Source organism: Rhizocola hellebori (assembly GCF_016862955.1).
Taxonomy (GTDB): Bacteria; Actinomycetota; Actinomycetes; order Mycobacteriales; family Micromonosporaceae; genus Rhizocola; species Rhizocola hellebori.
In genome coordinates, this window is sequence record NZ_BONY01000092.1 from 18,547 (window position 1) to 34,776 (window position 16,230).

Annotated in this window: 16 protein-coding genes and 1 riboswitch; of the genes, 14 read left to right on the plus strand and 2 right to left on the minus strand. The window is 68.2% G+C overall.

Features of this window, described 5'->3' with window-relative positions:
• Window positions 1–56 precede the first annotated feature (56 nt).
• The 8 genes from Rhe02_RS41860 to Rhe02_RS41895 are packed head-to-tail and all read left to right on the plus strand — an operon-like array spanning window position 57 to window position 8,086.
• The gene (locus tag Rhe02_RS41860; protein ID WP_239124396.1) at window positions 57–947 is read left to right on the plus strand and encodes a carbohydrate ABC transporter permease; all 891 of its coding nucleotides are present in this window, start codon (window positions 57–59) and stop codon (window positions 945–947) included.
• On the plus strand, window positions 944–1,765 hold the full coding sequence (locus Rhe02_RS41865) for a carbohydrate ABC transporter permease (protein WP_203914078.1): 822 nt from the start codon (window positions 944–946) through the stop codon (window positions 1,763–1,765). The genes Rhe02_RS41860 and Rhe02_RS41865 overlap by 4 nt, the downstream gene beginning before the upstream one ends.
• On the plus strand, window positions 1,762–4,557 hold the full coding sequence (locus tag Rhe02_RS41870) for a laminin G domain-containing protein (protein ID WP_203914079.1): 2,796 nt from the start codon (window positions 1,762–1,764) through the stop codon (window positions 4,555–4,557). Before Rhe02_RS41865 ends, Rhe02_RS41870 begins: the two co-directional genes overlap by 4 nt.
• Before the next feature lie 37 nt (window positions 4,558–4,594).
• On the plus strand, window positions 4,595–5,626 hold the full coding sequence (locus tag Rhe02_RS41875) for a LacI family DNA-binding transcriptional regulator (RefSeq protein ID WP_239124397.1): 1,032 nt from the start codon (window positions 4,595–4,597) through the stop codon (window positions 5,624–5,626).
• Window positions 5,627–5,641: 15 nt separating this feature from the next.
• The gene (locus Rhe02_RS41880) at window positions 5,642–6,115 is read left to right on the plus strand and encodes a hypothetical protein (RefSeq protein WP_203914080.1); all 474 of its coding nucleotides are present in this window, start codon (window positions 5,642–5,644) and stop codon (window positions 6,113–6,115) included.
• A 24-nt stretch (window positions 6,116–6,139) separates the two neighbouring features.
• Window positions 6,140–7,186, plus strand: coding sequence for an amidohydrolase family protein (locus Rhe02_RS41885; RefSeq protein WP_203914081.1), 1,047 nt, complete (start codon window positions 6,140–6,142; stop codon window positions 7,184–7,186).
• Window positions 7,187–7,226: 40 nt separating this feature from the next.
• Window positions 7,227–7,589 (plus strand): hypothetical protein, encoded by a 363-nt coding sequence (locus Rhe02_RS41890; protein WP_203914082.1) that lies wholly within the window; start codon window positions 7,227–7,229, stop codon window positions 7,587–7,589.
• 11 nt (window positions 7,590–7,600) lie between these two features.
• Window positions 7,601–8,086, plus strand: coding sequence for a hypothetical protein (locus tag Rhe02_RS41895; protein ID WP_203914083.1), 486 nt, complete (start codon window positions 7,601–7,603; stop codon window positions 8,084–8,086).
• 14 nt (window positions 8,087–8,100) lie between these two features.
• On the opposite strand, the gene ahcY is transcribed toward Rhe02_RS41895, so the two are convergent.
• On the minus strand, window positions 8,101–9,561 hold the full coding sequence (gene ahcY / locus Rhe02_RS41900; RefSeq protein ID WP_203914084.1) for an adenosylhomocysteinase: 1,461 nt from the start codon (window positions 9,559–9,561) through the stop codon (window positions 8,101–8,103).
• A gap of 90 nt (window positions 9,562–9,651) precedes the next feature.
• A riboswitch (S-adenosyl-L-homocysteine riboswitch) is annotated at window positions 9,652–9,726 on the minus strand.
• A gap of 105 nt (window positions 9,727–9,831) precedes the next feature.
• On the opposite strand from ahcY, the gene Rhe02_RS41905 reads away from it, so the two are divergent.
• The gene (locus tag Rhe02_RS41905; protein ID WP_203914085.1) at window positions 9,832–10,071 is read left to right on the plus strand and encodes a hypothetical protein; all 240 of its coding nucleotides are present in this window, start codon (window positions 9,832–9,834) and stop codon (window positions 10,069–10,071) included.
• Between the two features lie 16 nt (window positions 10,072–10,087).
• Here Rhe02_RS41905 and Rhe02_RS41910 read toward each other — a convergent pair whose 3' ends face one another.
• Window positions 10,088–10,564, minus strand: a complete 477-nt coding sequence (locus Rhe02_RS41910; protein WP_203914086.1) for a cupin domain-containing protein — start codon at window positions 10,562–10,564, stop codon at window positions 10,088–10,090.
• Between the two features lie 118 nt (window positions 10,565–10,682).
• On the opposite strand from Rhe02_RS41910, the gene Rhe02_RS41915 reads away from it, so the two are divergent.
• From Rhe02_RS41915 to Rhe02_RS50685, 5 genes are read left to right on the plus strand one after another with little or no spacing between them, the layout of a single operon-like run.
• Entirely contained in the window at window positions 10,683–12,305 is a 1,623-nt protein-coding gene (locus Rhe02_RS41915) for an ABC transporter substrate-binding protein (protein ID WP_203914087.1), read from the plus strand.
• A gap of 9 nt (window positions 12,306–12,314) precedes the next feature.
• The gene (locus Rhe02_RS41920) at window positions 12,315–13,271 is read left to right on the plus strand and encodes an ABC transporter permease (RefSeq protein ID WP_203914088.1); all 957 of its coding nucleotides are present in this window, start codon (window positions 12,315–12,317) and stop codon (window positions 13,269–13,271) included.
• Window positions 13,268–14,158, plus strand: a complete 891-nt coding sequence (locus Rhe02_RS41925) for an ABC transporter permease (RefSeq protein WP_203914089.1) — start codon at window positions 13,268–13,270, stop codon at window positions 14,156–14,158. The genes Rhe02_RS41920 and Rhe02_RS41925 overlap by 4 nt, the downstream gene beginning before the upstream one ends.
• Complete coding sequence (locus Rhe02_RS41930; RefSeq protein WP_203914090.1) at window positions 14,155–15,138, plus strand: ABC transporter ATP-binding protein; 984 nt, start codon at window positions 14,155–14,157, stop codon at window positions 15,136–15,138. The genes Rhe02_RS41925 and Rhe02_RS41930 overlap by 4 nt, the downstream gene beginning before the upstream one ends.
• Complete coding sequence (locus Rhe02_RS50685; RefSeq protein ID WP_203914091.1) at window positions 15,135–16,100, plus strand: ABC transporter ATP-binding protein; 966 nt, start codon at window positions 15,135–15,137, stop codon at window positions 16,098–16,100. Before Rhe02_RS41930 ends, Rhe02_RS50685 begins: the two co-directional genes overlap by 4 nt.
• Window positions 16,101–16,230: the final 130 nt, after the last annotated feature.

Consider the following 16,230-nt stretch of genomic DNA (forward strand, 5'->3'; position numbering starts at 1 on the left):
TGCGGGGCTCTATCGTCCCTGAGAGCCCCGCACCCCACCAACCGGAAGGATCGCAAGTGCCATCCGCTCGTCGCGCCGCCCGCCGCCCGCTGGGCCTGGCCGCCTTCGCCTGGGTCGCTATAGCGCTATACCTGGCCTTCCTGATCTATCCGGTGCTGCAGAGCCTGCTGATGAGCTTCACCGACCGCAACCCCTTGCGGGCCAACAGCAACTTCGTTGGCCTGGAGAATTATCGCGAGCTGGTGGTCGACGAGCGTCTGCGCACCACGCTGGTTTTCACCATCACCGTGGTCGTGGTGGTGACCCTGGTGGCCAACGCCTTCGGGCTGGGCTTCGCGTTGCTGCTCAACCGGCAGAGCCTCAACTACCGCATCATGCGCACCCTGGTGTTCATCCCCCAGGTGCTGTCCGGGGTCATCGTCGCCTTCATCTGGCGCAGCATCCTCACCGAAAACGGTTTGCTCAACGCGGCTCTGCAACAGATGGGCCTGGTAACCGAGCCCATCACCTGGCTGGGCAGCACGCAGATGGCGACCATCTCGCTGTGCGCGGTGGTCTCCTGGATCACCATCGCTTTCGCCACCGTCGTCTACTCCGCGGCGCTGCGCTCGGTGCCGCCCAGCCTCTATGAGGCGGCCACGGTCGACGGTGCGGGTCCGCTGCGCCGCTTTCGGCACGTGACGTTTCCGATGATCGCACCGGGGACCACCATCACCGTGGTGCTCTGCCTCATCACGACTTTCAAGCTCTATGACGTTATCGCCGTGCTGACCGGAGGCGGCCCGGCCAACAGCACGCAGTCCACGGCCTACTACCTGATCCAGGTCGCCTTCACCAACAACCTGTTCGGCTACTCGTCGGCCATCGCCATGCTGCTGCTGGTGCTGACCGCCGGGATGGCCTACGTGATCACCCACCTGCTGCGCAAACGGGAAGGGCGGCTATGAGAACTCGCAGAATCCATGTCGGCGCGGCGTGGCTGATCACCGCCGCCTACATCCTGCCGATCTATGTGGCTCTGGTCAGCACGTTCAAATCACAGGACCAGATTCTGGCCAACCCCGCGGCGCCGCCCGCCCCGTTCACGTTTGACAACCTCGCCAACGCGCTGGCCCGTCCGGACCGGCTCGTGCAGGGCGGCCTGGTGAATTCGATCCTGGTCACCACGCTGACCGTGGCGCTGCTGGTGCCGCTGGCCTCCGCGGCCAGCCTCTACATCTCCCAGCGCACGCCGCGGGTGAAGGGCGCGCTGCTCGCCTTCTTCGCGCTGGGCCTGATGGTGCCCCCGCAGGTGGTGCTGCTGCCGATCGTCAACCTGTTGCAGACCGTCGGGCTGGACCGAACCTATCCCGGCCTGATTCTGTCCAATGTGGGCGGTGGCTACCTTTCCTTCGCCATCTTCGTCTACGTCGGCTTCCTGCGCACGGTTCCGGCGGAGATAATCGAGGCGGCGCGGGTGGACGGCGCTTCCGACCTTCGGATCTGGTGGCAGGTCATCATGCCGGTGATCCGCCCGGCGACCGCGACCGTGAGCATCTTCCTCGGCCTGTGGGTGTGGAACGATTTCCTCAACCCGCTGTTCATCCTCGGCCCGTTGCAGGGCCAAACCATCACGACCGGCGTCTACCTGTCGGTCGGCACCTACTCCACCGATTACGGGCAGCTGTTCGGCATCATGTTCCTCGCCGCCATCATCCCGGTCATCGGCTATCTGATCAGCCAGCGCGAGTTCATCCACGGATTGATGTCGGGAGCAGCCAAGTGAGCACACCTTCCGGGGTACCCCCACTGGACAGCCTCAGCGGGGGCTGGGTGGCGCGCGAGGAGCTGGCGCACCTGCCGTCGCTGCGCAACCAATGGGGCCAGGCTCACGCCAACGCCGACCTGACCTCGCTTTCCTGGCTTGCCCTCCCGCCCTACAGCGGCGGGTACCACACCGGCGCGCTGCGTATCGACGGAGTGGTACCCGCCGCGACCGCCTTCCGCTGGGCGCCGTGGGGCGTGCAGCGCCGGGCGCAGGCCGGCCCGTTGCACGTGGTGACCGACACCAGGATGGGCTACGAGCAGACCAACGTGTTGTGGCGCACCGAAGTCACCAACACCTCCGGCCAGGCCGTGACGGTGACCGTGTCGCAGGAGCTGCTGGCGCCCGTCGCCGTTTCGGAGGTCGACTGGGGCTGGCTCTACGGCACGCCGTGGAACGACGGGCACTATCACGACTTCTTCGCCACCGAGAGGACCCGCGCCGAGGTGCTGGCGACCGAGCCCGGCCGGGCGCACCTCTTCCCGCCAGGGCGGCGCTGGATCCGGCTGGGGCGTCCCAGAAATCCGGGCATCCAGCGCGACGAGGACAGCTCGGCCATGCTGCTGGAGGCGGAGCTGCCCGACCACACCAGCCCCGACTCGGGCCGGGTGCGCCCGCCAGCGGTGCTGGCCACGATCCGGTTCGGCGAAAGGGAATTCGAGCTCGATCATCCCGAGCGGGAGCATCGCCTGGATCCGATCGCGCTCGCCGTCGGGGAGACGCTCTCTTTCGACTTCAGTCCCGCGGCTCCGGACCAGAGCGGGGTGCTGCTGACCCACGGCAACCACCCGGACTCCATCCAATTTGGACTAACTGCAGGCCGCCCATGGCTTCGCCTCGCGGGGGAACGGCTGGAGTCACCCGTCGTGCTCGCCCCCGGCCGCTGGCACCGGCTGGCGGTGACCCTGGGGCCTGAAGGCGCTACCTTCACCGTCAACGCCACCCCGGCCGGCGTCACCCAGCCGTGGTGGGCCGGTCAACGCTGGCACGCCCGCGTTGACGGCGATCGGCTGGCCATCGCCGACTCGTCCTCTCCCGCGCGCTCAGTCTACTCCTTCGCCATCGCGCCGCAATCGCTTACCGCACAAGGCTCCCGCGGCCTCGCCTCGTGGACGCTAGCCTTGCAGCCCGGCCAGAGCACCCACCTTGGTATAACCCTGCACCTCTCCGGCGCAATGGCGGGCCACGCTCCCGCGAGCCATGCGGCTGCGGGTCTGGCGGTTGCGGGTGGCGCGGCTGTGGGCCATGCGACTGCGGGCCTTGCAGCTGCGAGTGGCGCGGCTGTAGGCCTTGCGGGTGCGGCGCCCGCGGGTGGTGCGGCTGCGGGGGATGTGGATGCTGATGTCTTGGGCGGCAGGGATTTTGATGCTGATTTTGCGGAGGTCGCTGATCGGTGGCGGCTTACCTGGGCGGCCGCTTTTACGCCGGGCAACAAGGAGTTCAGCGGGCATTTGCCCACGCTGGTGACGGCCGATGCCGGTCTTAGCCGCACCTACTATCTCGGTGCGCTGCTGGCCATCTACATGCGCAACACCGGAGTGAGCCCGATCGGGCCGGTTTTCCTCACCGGGGGGCCGCGGCTGGGACCGACTACAACGTTCTACTGGGACCAGTCGGAGTGGGCTCGCACAGCCGCGCTGCTGGAACCCGCCGGGATGCGCGCGTGGATTGTCGCCGCGCTCGCTCAGCCCTACGACCGGTCGCACTCTTTCGACACCCGCAACCTGCTGCCGACCGGAAACCACTACGCCGCCAACGACCACGCCCTGTTCCGCACGGTTCAGGCCTACCTGGGCATCACCGCCGACCTTCGCCTGCTGCAGGAAACCTGTGCCGGGGTAACGGTTCTGGACCATCTGCGGGCCATGGCCTACCGGCATCGCGAGCATCGGGCGGCCTTCGGCGAGGGCGTCCTCGCCGACTTCGGCGCCGATGCGTGGGAGCTGCTTGAGTGCGTGCCCAACTACCGCCACGGTGTCGTCTCGTTCAACGCGGGTTATGTGGGCATGCTGCGGTCGCTGGCCCGGCTGCTGCGCCTGCTCGGTGAGCCGGCCGAGGCGGCCCAGGCCGAAGCTGAGGCCGCGCAGCTGGCCGGGGCGGTGCTGCGCCAGTACGCCGGGGGCGGGAGATGGCGCATCGCGGCGCCGCAGGGTGGCGAGACCATCGGGCACTGTCTCGACTTCGCCCTCGTCGCGGCCGACATGACGGCGGACCTGAGCGACGTGCAGCGCGAAGAGATGGTGGACTTCGTCTGCGGCCACCTGCTCGACGGCGACTGGATGCGGGCGCTGTCGCCCGACGACCCGGTCGCGCCCTACTCCGACCGCCCCGATCATGGTGCGGCCGGGGCTTTTGGGGCCTGGCCGGGTGCGACCGCCTACGGGCTGGCCCGGCTCGGCCGGCCCGATCTGGCCCAGCAGATGCTCAGCCGCGCCCACGCCGCCACCTCGGGCGGGCTTTGGGGGCAAGCGATGGAGGCCGTCGGCGGCGGGCGCTACCGGGTCGCCGAACGAGGTGTGGCCAATCGCGACACCAATGCCGCGATCGCCGTGACCGAAGCGGTGATCGCCGGTCTGTTCGGCATCCACGCCGGATACGCGGACCTCACGGCTCCGGCCGGATCACCGGTGTCCGGCGCGGGAGAGCTGAGGAATATCAACGCTCATGGCTTTTCCGGGTACCAGAGAAAGGCACATAAACATGTAAGTCCCCATGGACGCCACTGCGCGGCAGTGGCCGCCCTCAGCTCATGACCCGCACTGCATCTAGACTCCACGGGGGAGGCCAGCAATGACCGAACGGACTGCGGCACACGCAGGGGGCAACCAGCGCCGCAAACGGCCCACGATGCTCGACGTGGCCCGCGAGGCCGGCGTCGCGCTCAGGACGGTCTCGCGCGTGGTCAACAACGACCCCACCGTGGGCCCGGAGCTCGCGGCCCGCATCCGGCAGGCGATCCTGGCCCTGGACTACGCCCCCGACGAGCAGGCCCGCCAGCTGCGCCGTGGGGTCAGCGGGATCATCGGGGCGGCGGTGCGCAACCTTTCCGACGCCCACCCGGTGCTCAGCAGCGTCGACCGCACCGCCCGTGAGAACAGGATGACCGTGCTGGCGATGTCCACAGAGGACGAAGAGCAACGCGAACGCGACGCGGTGCTCTCCATGTGCCGGCGCCGGGTCGACGGCATCATCATGGAGCCGATCAGCACGAATCATCAATACCTGGCCTCGGAGATCGAGTCCGGCATGCCCGTGGTCGCCGTCGACCGGCCCACCGGCGGGGTCGCCGCCGACGCGGTGCTTTCCGACAACGCCGCCGGCATCGGCCTGGGCTTCCGGCACCTGGTGCTGCACGGGCACCAGCGCATCGCCTACATCGGTGACCAGGAGCGGGTCTTCACCGGACGCGAGCGCGCGGCCGCCTTCCGGGCCTGCACAGCGGCCAACGGCGGCACGCTGGAGGGCAGGGTCCACACCGGAGTGATCGAGCCGGCCTTCATCGCCGCCGCGCTGGCCGCCACGCTCGGCGGCGACCTGCCTGCCACCGCCCTGATCACCGGCAACGCGCAGACCACCATCGAAGTGCTGCGCCAGCTCGGTTCCGCCGCCGGTGACGTGGCCATCGTCGGCTTCGACGACTTCCTGCTCGCCGACCTGCTGCGCCCCGGCCTGACCGTGGTCGCCCAGGACAGCGCCACCATCGGCCGCACCGCCATCGAGCTGCTGCTGGCCCGCGCCGCCGACCACTCGCGTCCGGTACAGACGGTCACCGTCCCGGTCGAGCTCATCGCGCGAGGGTCCGGCGAACTCCCGCCGCGCTAGCTAGGGTGTGCGCCCATGGGAGTTCTCTATGACTACTTTCGGGCGGCCGACGACGCGACCGTGTTGGAGCTGATGGAAAAGCTTGAGGGCGGGCCGATCGTCACCGGCGAGGGGACCGGGGTCGATGCGATCGACTTCAAGGGGATCGATCCGGGTGTGGCGCTGGGGCAGCTGGTCGCTTTCGCGCTCAACGTGCCGTGGGACGTCGACCTCGTCTCCGATGAGCTGGTATGGCCGTCCGAAGAGGAGGCTGAGGAGGGCGAAGGGGCCATCGTGACCAGGTTGCCCGACTCGGTACGCGACGTGCTGGCGGCCATCACCCCGGATCAGGTGCCGCAGCTGGCCCAGCAATGGGTCGGCATCGAGGAGTTTGCGGGCTACGACGACACGGACGAGGAGTTCTGTGCCGGCGGGATCGAGGAGGTGGCCGGGCTGGCTCAGCGGGCCCGGGACCATGGTGAGCATCTTTACTGCTGGTGCTCGCTGTAGTTGTGGAGACGTAGGCTGGCGTCTATGGCTGTGTTGAAGGTCTCCGGAATCGTGCTGCCCCAACGGGAGCCGCGCACGTTCTGGATCGACGGCGACAGGTTGCGGCTTGACCCGGTACCACATGCGGAAACCGTCGTTGATGGAGGCTTTCTGCTGCCCGGGTTGGTGGATGTGCACACCCATCCGGGCAGTGAGCAGCCGGGGGATCCGTTTGACGAGGAGCTGCTGCGCCGCCACCTGACCGATCATCGCGACGCCGGTGTGCTGGCCGTGCGCACGCCAGGTTCGGTGGCCCGCCTGCCGGGCTGGGCTTATCAGGATGCGGGTCTGCCCCGGATCCAGTCGGCGGGAAGGTGGCTGGCCCCGCCGGAAATGTTCTTTGCCGGGCATGGCCGCGATGTCACCCTCGACGAGCTGGTGGCGGCGGCAGTCGAGGAGGCGACGGCGGCCAACGGCTGGTGCAAGGTGATCGGGGACTGGATGGAGGGCCAGGAGGTGCCCGCCGAGCTGTTGCGCGCCGTGGTCGAGGCGGTGCACGGCATCGGTGGCCGGGTCGCGGTGCATGCCACGACCACGCTGGGCTGCCACCACGCGGTGATGGCGGGCGCGGACAGCCTTGAGCACGGCATGTACCTGGATCCGGGGTTGCTGGATCGCATGGCGGCACAGGGGACGGCGCTGGTGCCCACGCTCACGCCTTTCGCCAGGGGCGTCGAGGGCGCGTACAAAGCGGATCCGAGCCCGCGCCGGGACTGGTTCGTGCGCGGGTGGGAGGGCATGTTCGCCAAAATTCGCTCAGCCCACGAAGCCGGGGTCACCATTCTGGCCGGCACGGACAGTTTTCCTTGCGGCACGGTCGCAGGCGAGGTCGATCTGCTGATCCAGGCGGGCTTGCCGGTCGAGGTGGCGCTGGGTGCTGCCTGCTGGACAGCCCGATCGTTCCTCGGGCTGGCCGGCCTCGGCGATGGCGCCCCGGCCGACCTGCTCGCCTATGACACCGACCCGGTGCTGGAGCCGGCGGTGCTGGCCCATCCGAGCCGGATCATCTTGCGCGGCAAGGTCATCCGGTAGTGGTGGTTCGTTCGGGCGACACGCACTACCATGTGCCACCATGCGCGTGTTCACAGGCGGCATCGCCGTCGTGTTAGGTCTCGCCGCGGCGTGCGGCGCACCGCCGGCTGAGGCTGCTCCGGCCTTGCCAACCCACCTGTCGTGCGCCAGCGCGATGACGGTCGCGCTGGTCGCCGACCACGACGAGTCCGTGGCGGAGACCCGCACGCCCGAGCAGCTGGCGAAGGACTATGCGGCCGTGGTGGCAGGGTCATTTTCGGGGCAGCGCAAGGTGGTCTACCGGTCGGCGGAGCGCACGGACATCGCCTTCGTCGACGGCCAGGGCGCAGCCCAGGCTGTGCTCTCCTATCGGCGCCACGGTGGGCAGGGCTGGCGGCTGGAGGAGGGAGTCAATTGCGCTTGATACGCAGGCTCATGACGCCGTTCGCTGCTCTGGCGGTCTCCGCGATGCTGGTGGCCGGCTGCGGAAGCGACCAACCCGAGACCACACCGACGGCCGCTGCCAAGCCACCGGTGGTGGGCTCGGCTCCGGACCCGTGCAAGCTGGTGACAGCGGCCGAGGTGACAGCAGCCCTCGGCGGCGCCACCGCGGCCGGGGTCAGCTCGCCGGGCGGGCTTCCCGGGCAGCGCACCTGCGCGTTCGACGCAGCGGCCAAGGGCATGGCCACGGTCGGGGTGGCCCCGGGCGGGGCGGCCCTGTTCGATCAGCTGAAGTCTCAGCTGGGCGCGACCGCGAAGCCGCTTGCGGGCGTGGGCGATGCCGCGGTGCGCGACGCCGGTCAGCTCACCGCGGTACGCGGCGACTGGGTGGTGCTGATCTTCGTCAGCGGCAAGAACAGCGACAGGTACTACGAGACGGCCACTGCCGCGTTGGCCAAGGCGGCAGTGGGCCGGTTGTGACGGTCTAAAGCGGTTCAGTAGCGGTAGTGCTCGGGTTTGTAGGGTCCGTTCGTCTCCACGCCCAGGTATTCGGCCTGCTTCTTGGTCAGCGTGGTGAGGTGGACGCCCAGCGCGTCCAGGTGCAGCCGGGCCACCTCCTCGTCGAGGTGCTTGGGCAGCATGTACACCTTGTTGTCGTACTCGCCGTACTTGGTGAACAGCTCGATCTGGGCCAGGGTCTGGTTGCTGAACGAGTTGGACATGACGAAGCTGGGATGCCCGGTGGCGTTGCCCAGGTTGAGCAGGCGGCCCTCGGAGAGCACCAGCACGCTGTGCCCGTCGGCGAAGCGCCACTCGTGCACCTGCGGCTTGACCTCGATGCGCGTGATGCCGGCAGTGGTTTCCAGCCCGGCCATGTCGATCTCGGTGTCGAAGTGGCCGATGTTGCCGACTATGGCGTTGTGCTTCATACGGGCCAGGTCGGCGGCCATGATGATGTCGGTGCCGCCGGTGGCCGTCACGAAGATGTCGGCCTGGGTCACCACCTCGTCGAGGCGCACCACCTGCAGGCCGTCCATGGCCGCCTGCAGCGCGCAGATCGGATCGATCTCGGTAACTACGACTCGTGCGCCTTGGCCCATAAGGGATTGCGCCGCGCCTTTGCCGACGTCGCCGTAGCCGCACACGACGGCGAGCTTGCCGCCGAGCATGACATCGGTGGCCCGGTTGATGCCGTCGATCAGCGAATGCCGGATGCCGTACCGGTTGTCGAATTTGGACTTGGTGACCGAATCGTTGACGTTGATGGCGGGGAAGAGCAGCCGCCCCTCGCGGGCCAGCTTGTAGAGTCGGGCCACGCCGTTGGTGGTCTCCTCGGTGACGCCGCGCATGTCCTGCGCGATCCGGGTGAACCGCCGCCCGTCCTGCGCCAGGCTGGCGGCCAGCGTTTGCAGGATCAGCCGGTACTCGGGATGGTCGTCTTCGTCGGGGGCCGGTACCGCGCCCGCGGACTCGAATTCCACGCCCTTGTGAACCAGCAGGGTGGCGTCGCCGCCGTCGTCGACCATGGTGTTCGGCCCGAGGCCGTCACCGAAGTCGAACAGCTGTTGCGTGCACCACCAGTATTCTTCGAGCGTTTCGCCTTTCCAGGCGAACACCGGTGTGCCGCTGGGGCGATCCACCGTCCCTTGTGGACCAACGACGACGGCCGCGGCCGCCTCGTCCTGGGTAGAGAAGATGTTGCAGGACACCCATCGGACCTGTGCGCCGAGCGCGACGAGAGTTTCGATGAGCACCGCGGTTTGGACGGTCATGTGCAGCGAACCGGCGATCCGTGCGCCGCGAAGGGGTTGTGCCGCCGCGAAGCGGTGGCGAAGGGTCATCAGGCCCGGCATCTCGTGTTCGGCCAGGCGGATCTGGTGTCTGCCGGCCTGCGCCAGGGCGAGGTCGGCGACGGCGAACTGCACGCCGTTGGCGTGTTGCAGCTTGGCATTCATTTCAGTTGTCTCCCAATTTCTGCGACGTCATTGGTGAGTTCGGCACGGGCATGTCCACCCCGCCCGGGCCAAAAAGAATGGCACCTCCTTCGACAGGAGGCGCCCTTGTGAAGAATCGCAGGTCGAGCGTGGCGGATCTAATCCGTCGCAGCGCCTCTCAACCTGGACCGGCTAAGCGTAACAAACGCCAGGGGCGCAAGCCACCGGACTGCGCATGACAACTTTGCCGATACCGGTTTTCCGCGCTTCCCCGTGTGGAATCTTGAGAGCATGACAACGGTGACTCCAGATGCGATCCGGGTTCTGGCGCGGGCCAGCGGAGACGACGTCGTGCTGGCCATCAGAGCCGGCGAGATCTGCGTCATCCCGGCGGCCGAGGCCCACGGCGACCCGGCCATCTCCCAGGTGCTCTACACGCAGGCGAAGCTGCTGGCCGAGTACGGCGAGGAGGTGACCGACGCCGAGGCCATCACGCTCGCGGCCGGCCTCACCGCCAGCATCGCGCATTAGAAGGTGCGCGCGGCGGCTACAAGTTGACCTGGTCATGGCGGGCGAACAGGTCGGCCCACTCCTCTTCGGTCAGCGTCCGCCCGGTGGCCCGGATCTCGGCGAGCTCCTCGAAGTACTTCTCCCTGGCTATCCCCGGCGCGAACATGATGAGCATGGAGGCGGGCAGGTCGGCACTGTTGCTGAAGCCGTGGATTCCGCCGGGCGGGACGTAGAGGAAGCCGCCCTCGGAGACCTCAAGCCACTTGTCTCCGTTGAACAGTGACACCTGCCCGGAGATCACGTAGAACGATTCAGAGAAGCCACGGTGGAAGTGGGAGCCGGCGCCCCCCGAGTTGGCCGGCATGTCCCATCGGAACAGGCCGTATTCGCCGCGCGTCACCGAGCCTGGGGCGACAAAGGTCGCCTTGGTGCCGGTGGCCGGGTTCATGTCCAGTAGGGAGATGTTCTGGCGCAGTACCGCGCTGGTTTCGCCGCTGTCACCGAGGTAGGTCATAAGCCTAACTTAGATCAGCTTTGGCTTCGGCCTCAGTCCGATATAGATATTCGGATACGTTTGACCTTCTTATCCGTGGCGAGTTACGTTCGTGACTCCTACGGATGGGAGGCACTCGATGCCCATCAAGCCTGTGCTGTCCGCCTGCGGCGTCGCCCTGCTCACCCTCAGCCTGGGTCTGACCGCTTGCAGCGCAATCGATTCCGCCACACCACAGCAATCCACCACCGAGGAGCGGCCCGCCAAGCAGGGCGGCATCCTGCGCGTCGCGCTGTCGGCGGAGCCCGACAAGCTCGACCCATCGGTGGCCAGGACGCTGGTCGGGCGCAGCGTCTTCAACGCCATCTGCGAGAAGCTCTACGACGTCGACGAGAAGCTGGCTCTCGTGCCGCAGCTTGCCGCCGCCCTGCCGGAGTTCTCCACCGATGGGCTCACCATCACCATCAAGCTGCGTACGGGAGTCAAGTTCGCCGATGGCACCGCGATGGATGCCGCCGCGGTCAAGACCTCGCTCGACCGGCACAAGACGCTGACCGGCTCGGCGCGCACCAGCGAGCTGACAAGCCTTGCCCGCGTTGAGGTTGTCGACCCTTCGACGGTGGCGCTCAAGATGAACACCGCCTTCACCCCGCTGATAGCCGTGCTCGCCGACCGGGCTGGCATGATCATGTCTCCGGCGGCGTTGCAGGCATCGGGCGACAACTTCGCCACCAACCCGGTGTGCGTGGGGCCGTTCAAATTCGCCAGCCGCATCGCGCAGGACCGCATCGAGGTGGTCAAGGACCCGAACTACTACGACGCGGCCAAGGTCCACCTCGATGGCGTGACCTACAAGATCATGGCTGACGCTACGACACGTTTCAACAACCTGCGCTCCGGCGACGTCGAGGTGCTCGACACCGTGGCGGCCACCGATGTCGACGCGCTCAAGGCCGAGGCCAATCTGAAGCTGATAACCTCAGATTCTTTGGGGTACCAGGGAATAACGATAAACCTGGGCAACGTCAACGGAGTCGGCAAAGCCCCGGCCGCCCTGGGCGCGCCGTATGCCGGCCCGCTCGCGACCGACAAGCGGGTGCGCCAGGCCTTCGAGCTCAGCCTTGACCGGGCCGCCATCAACCAGATCGTGTTCCGTGGCCAGTACACCCCCACCTGCGGGCCGATCAGCGCGGCCAGCCCGTTCTCGTCCGAGGTGGCGCAGGCGTGCCCGAAGCACGACCCGGCCGCGGCGAAAGCGTTGCTCACGTCCGCCGGGCTGGCCACGCCAGTCAAGATCAGCATGGTGATCGGCAACACCGCCGACGCGCGCCGGCTCGGTGAGGCCGTCCAGGCACAGGCCAAGGAGGGCGGCTTCGAGCTGGAGCTGCAGCCGGTCGAGTTCGCGGCGTCGCTGACCCAGACCGACGCGGGCAAGTATCAGATGTTCCAGATCGGCTGGTCGGGCCGCGTTGACCCGGACGGCAACATCGCCAACTTCGTGCGCACCAACGGATCGCAGAACATCTGCGGCTACAGCAACCCGGCCGTGGACACGCTGCTGGACCAGGCGCGCAAGTCGGCGGACGTGGAGGCCCGCCGTGACCTGTACGGGCGGGTGATCACCAAGCTGCACGAGGACGTTCCCCTGATCTACCTGTACCGGGTCAAGAACTTCACCGGCGTGTCCAGCAAGACGGTCGGCGTGCGCGTCTACGGTGACGGGCTGCTGCGCTTCGGCGTGGCCGGTTTTGCCGCCGCGTAAGGGGGACGCATGAGCCGGTACGTGCTGCGGCGGCTGCTGGAGTCGGCGGTGACGCTGATCCTGGCGACCATCGTGGTCTTCATCGGCATCCGTGCGCTGCCCGGCGACCCGGCTCGGACCCTGGCCGGGGAGGAAAGCGACCCGGCGACGCTGGCCGCTATCCGCTCGTCCTACGGGCTGGATCAGCCGCTTCCCGTGCAGTACCTCAGATATGTGCAGAAGGCGGCGACCGGCGATCTCGGCCGGTCGCCGCGCACAGGCTTGGAGGTGGCCGACTCGATCGGCCATGCCCTGCCGGTCACCCTGCAGCTTTCCGCGTTCGCGTTGCTGATCGCGGTGCTCATCGGGATAGGCGCAGGCGTCGTCGCGGCCGTGCGCAGGCGCAAGCCGGCCGAGTGGGCCGCCAACGGGGTGGCCCTGCTGGGCCTGTCGGTGCCCAATTTCTGGCTCGGGCAGATGCTGATTCTGTGGCTGGCCATCGCCTACCCGGTGTTTCCGGCATCCGGCTTCGTCTCGTTCTTCGACGATCCCGCGCAGAGCGTGCGCCACCTGCTCCTGCCCGCGCTGGTGCTCGGATCCGGGTTGGCGGCCATCGTCATGCGCCAGACCCGGTCGGCGATGCTCGAGGCGCTGACCGCCGACTATGTGCGCACGGCACGGGCCAAAGGCTTGGGCTCGGCCCAGGTCGTGCTCGGGCACGCGCTGCGCAACAGCCTCATCGTGGTGGTGACCATCGTCGGGCTCCAGCTCGGCGCGCTGATCTCCGGCGCGGTCGTCACCGAGCAGCTTTTCGTGCTGCCCGGCTTCGGCAAGCTGACCATCGACGCGGTCTTCACCCGCGACTACCCGATGATCCAGGGGGTGGTGCTGGTGACCGCGACCGCCTACATTCTCATCAATCTCATCGTGGACCTGCTCTACTCGGTGATAGATCCCCGGATCAGGGTTGGGGGCACGGCACTATGACCGTGGAGGCGTCCACTCTGGACATTCCGGTGGCGGTCGCCCCGGCCGGGATGCGCCGGCGGGTGCTGCGCCGCATTCTGCGCAACCCGCTCGCGGTGACCGGCCTGGTCGTGGTCTGCGTGGCCGCGCTGCTGGCGATCTTCGCCCAGTTCGTCGCGCCGTTCCCCTACGATCAGGTCAACTTCAATGAGCCGCTGCGGCCGCCCTCCGGTACACACTGGTTCGGCACCGACAGCTTCGGCCGCGATCAGTTCTCCCGCGCCGTTTACGGGCTGCGCGCCTCCGTTCTGGTCGGCCTGCTCTCGGTGGTGTTCTCACTGACGATCGGCGTGCCGTTCGGGCTTTTCGCCGGCTTCTACGGCGTGCTCGACCCGGTGGTGTCGCGCCTGACCGACACCCTGCTCGCCTTCCCGTTCCTGGTGCTCGCGGTCGGCCTCGCCGCCATCCTGGGGCCGTCACTGACCACGGCCGTCATCGCCATCGGGGTGGCGCAGATTCCCGGCGTGGTGCGGGTGACGCGAAGCGAAACGTTGCGCCTGCGGGGAATGGACTTCGTCGCTGCCGCGGTGGCCGGCGGCGCGGGCGATGCGGTGCTGTTGCGCCGCCACATCCTGCCCAACGCCACCAATGCGCTCATCGTGCAGGCCACGGTGGCCGTTCCGGGCGCCATCATCGGCGAGGCGGTGCTTTCCTTCCTAGGGCTGGGGGTGCGTCCGCCCACCTCGTCGCTGGGCATCATGCTCGCCGATGCGCAGACCTTCGTACGCGACGGCCCGTGGATGGCCGTCTTCCCCGGCCTCACCATCGTTGTCTTAGCGTTGGCGCTCAACCTTTTGGGCGACGGCCTGCGCGACGCCCTCGACCCCCGCGAGAGCAGGTCGGCATGAGCCTGTTGACGGTGCGCGATCTGAGCGTGCGCTTTCGCACCGAGGACGGCCCGGTGCTGGCCGTGGACCGCGCCGACTTCGAGGTGGGCCAGGGCGAGGTGGTCGCCTTGGTGGGGGAGTCTGGTTGCGGCAAAAGCGTGACAGCGCTTGCCCTTACCGGCCTGCTGGCTCCAAACGCGACAGTCACCGGGAACGTCGATCTCGACGGCACCGACCTGCTGGCGCTGCCGGAGTCGCGGCTGCGCAACATTCGCGGGCGCGACGTCGCCTACATTTTCCAGGAGCCGATGACCTCGCTCAATCCGGTGCTCACCATCGGCAGGCAGATCGGCGAGGTGTTGCGGCGGCATCGCAGCATGCGCGGGCGGGCCGTCGCGCGGCGCGCCGCCGAGCTGCTTGAGTTGGTCGGCATCCCGCTTCCGCAGCGGCGGCTGGGCGAGTACCCGCACCAGCTCTCCGGCGGCATGCGGCAGCGGGTAATGATCGCGATGGCGGTGGCGTGTCTGCCCCGGCTCATCGTGGCCGACGAACCCACCACCGCCCTCGATGTCACCATCCAGGCCGGCATTCTGGATGTGCTGCGGCATCTGCGCGACGAGACCGGCACCGCGATCCTGCTCATCACCCACGACCTCGGGGTGGTCGCCGACGTGGCGGACCGGGTCGTGGTCATGTATGCCGGGCGGGTCGTCGAACACTCCAATGTAGACGCTCTATTCGCCCATCCGAGCCATCCCTACACCAGAGGGCTGCTCGATGCCGTGCCCAACCCGGCCCGCCACGCCGACGGTGGGCTGCGCGAGATCCCGGGCCGGGTGCCGGTGGTGCGCGAGCCTTCCGACGCGTGCACCTTCGCCGACCGCTGTTCCTACGCCGACTCGTTGTGCCGCACCCAACGGCCGCTGCTCGAGCCGTGGCCTGGCGGGCATCCGGTGCGTTGCTGGCACCCGCTTCCCGCCCGCCAGGGAGCCCTCATATGAACGTGCTCGAAGTCGTCAATCTGGTCAAGCACTTCGGGGCTGTCCGCGCCGTCGATGGGGTCAGCCTCACCGTTTCCGCCGGTGAGGTGCTCGGGCTGGTCGGGGAGTCCGGCAGCGGCAAGACCACCCTTGGGCGTTGTGTGACTCGTCTGGTACCAGTCACAAGCGGCCAAATAAAAATGAACAGTGTCGATATCGCGGGTCTGTCGCGACGGCGGCTCCGCCCGCTTCGCCGCCACTTCAACATCGTCTTCCAGGACCCGTCATCCTCGCTGAACCCGCGCATGCCGGTCGCCGACATCATCGCCGAACCGTTGCGGCTGCACAGGATCGGCACCACCGCCGAACGCCGGGAAAGGGTTCGCTCACTGCTCGACCAGGTGGGCCTGCAGCCGGAGGTGGCCCGCCGCTATCCGCACGAGCTTTCCGGGGGCCAGCGCCAGCGGGTCAGCGTCGCCCGGGCGCTGTCGGCTTCGCCTTCCCTGCTCGTGGCAGACGAACCGACCTCCGCCCTCGACGTCTCGGTGCAGGCCTCGGTGCTCAACCTGATCGGACGTCTGCAGGCCGATCTGCGCTTCGCCTGCCTGTTCATCACCCACGACCTGGCCGCGGTCGAATTCCTCGCCCAGCGCGTCGCCGTCATGTACCTGGGTGTCATCGTGGAAACCGCCAGCCGCGAAGAGCTCTTCACCACCCCGCGCCACCCCTACACCCAGGCGCTGCTGTCGGCCGCCCCCATCCCCGACCCGCCCGCCCAGCGTGCCCGCAGCCGCATCGTGCTCGCCGGCGAGGTGCCCAGCCCGGTCAACCCGCCGTCGGGCTGCCGCTTCCACACCCGCTGCCCGGTCGCCATTCCGCTGTGTTCCAAGGAGGTTCCCCGGCTACGCATGGTCGGCCCCAGCCTGGCCACGGTCGCCTGCCACCTGGTCGCCGAAGACGGCACCGGCCCTCGGCTCATCTAACGCCCCCGCCACGCAGCGCTCATGGTGGCTCCGCCAGCTCTGGCATCCAGCCGGTGCCGACCTGCGCCTAGCCTGCCGCCTTCGTGAAGCTGGCCGCTTGGGGCATCCGGCCGGTGCTGACCCTGCGTTT

Excerpts from the sequence above, each read along its gene's own strand:
- Rhe02_RS41895 (WP_203914083.1), top strand. The coding sequence starts at position 7,601 with ATGACGCCGTTCGCTGCTCTGGCGGTCTCCGCGATGCTGGTGGCCGGC.
- Rhe02_RS41885 (WP_203914081.1), top strand. The coding sequence starts at position 6,140 with ATGGCTGTGTTGAAGGTCTCCGGAATCGTGCTGCCCCAACGGGAGCCG.
- Rhe02_RS41905 (WP_203914085.1), top strand. The coding sequence starts at position 9,832 with ATGACAACGGTGACTCCAGATGCGATCCGGGTTCTGGCGCGGGCCAGC.
- Rhe02_RS41890 (WP_203914082.1), top strand. The coding sequence starts at position 7,227 with ATGCGCGTGTTCACAGGCGGCATCGCCGTCGTGTTAGGTCTCGCCGCG.
- Rhe02_RS50685 (WP_203914091.1), top strand. The coding sequence starts at position 15,135 with ATGAACGTGCTCGAAGTCGTCAATCTGGTCAAGCACTTCGGGGCTGTC.
- Rhe02_RS41875 (WP_239124397.1), top strand. The coding sequence starts at position 4,595 with ATGACCGAACGGACTGCGGCACACGCAGGGGGCAACCAGCGCCGCAAA.
- Rhe02_RS41910 (WP_203914086.1), bottom strand. The coding sequence starts at position 10,564 with ATGACCTACCTCGGTGACAGCGGCGAAACCAGCGCGGTACTGCGCCAG.
- Rhe02_RS41930 (WP_203914090.1), top strand. The coding sequence starts at position 14,155 with ATGAGCCTGTTGACGGTGCGCGATCTGAGCGTGCGCTTTCGCACCGAG.
- Rhe02_RS41880 (WP_203914080.1), top strand. The coding sequence starts at position 5,642 with ATGGGAGTTCTCTATGACTACTTTCGGGCGGCCGACGACGCGACCGTG.
- Rhe02_RS41915 (WP_203914087.1), top strand. The coding sequence starts at position 10,683 with ATGCCCATCAAGCCTGTGCTGTCCGCCTGCGGCGTCGCCCTGCTCACC.
- Rhe02_RS41925 (WP_203914089.1), top strand. The coding sequence starts at position 13,268 with ATGACCGTGGAGGCGTCCACTCTGGACATTCCGGTGGCGGTCGCCCCG.
- ahcY (WP_203914084.1), bottom strand. The coding sequence starts at position 9,561 with ATGAATGCCAAGCTGCAACACGCCAACGGCGTGCAGTTCGCCGTCGCC.
- Rhe02_RS41865 (WP_203914078.1), top strand. The coding sequence starts at position 944 with ATGAGAACTCGCAGAATCCATGTCGGCGCGGCGTGGCTGATCACCGCC.
- Rhe02_RS41920 (WP_203914088.1), top strand. The coding sequence starts at position 12,315 with ATGAGCCGGTACGTGCTGCGGCGGCTGCTGGAGTCGGCGGTGACGCTG.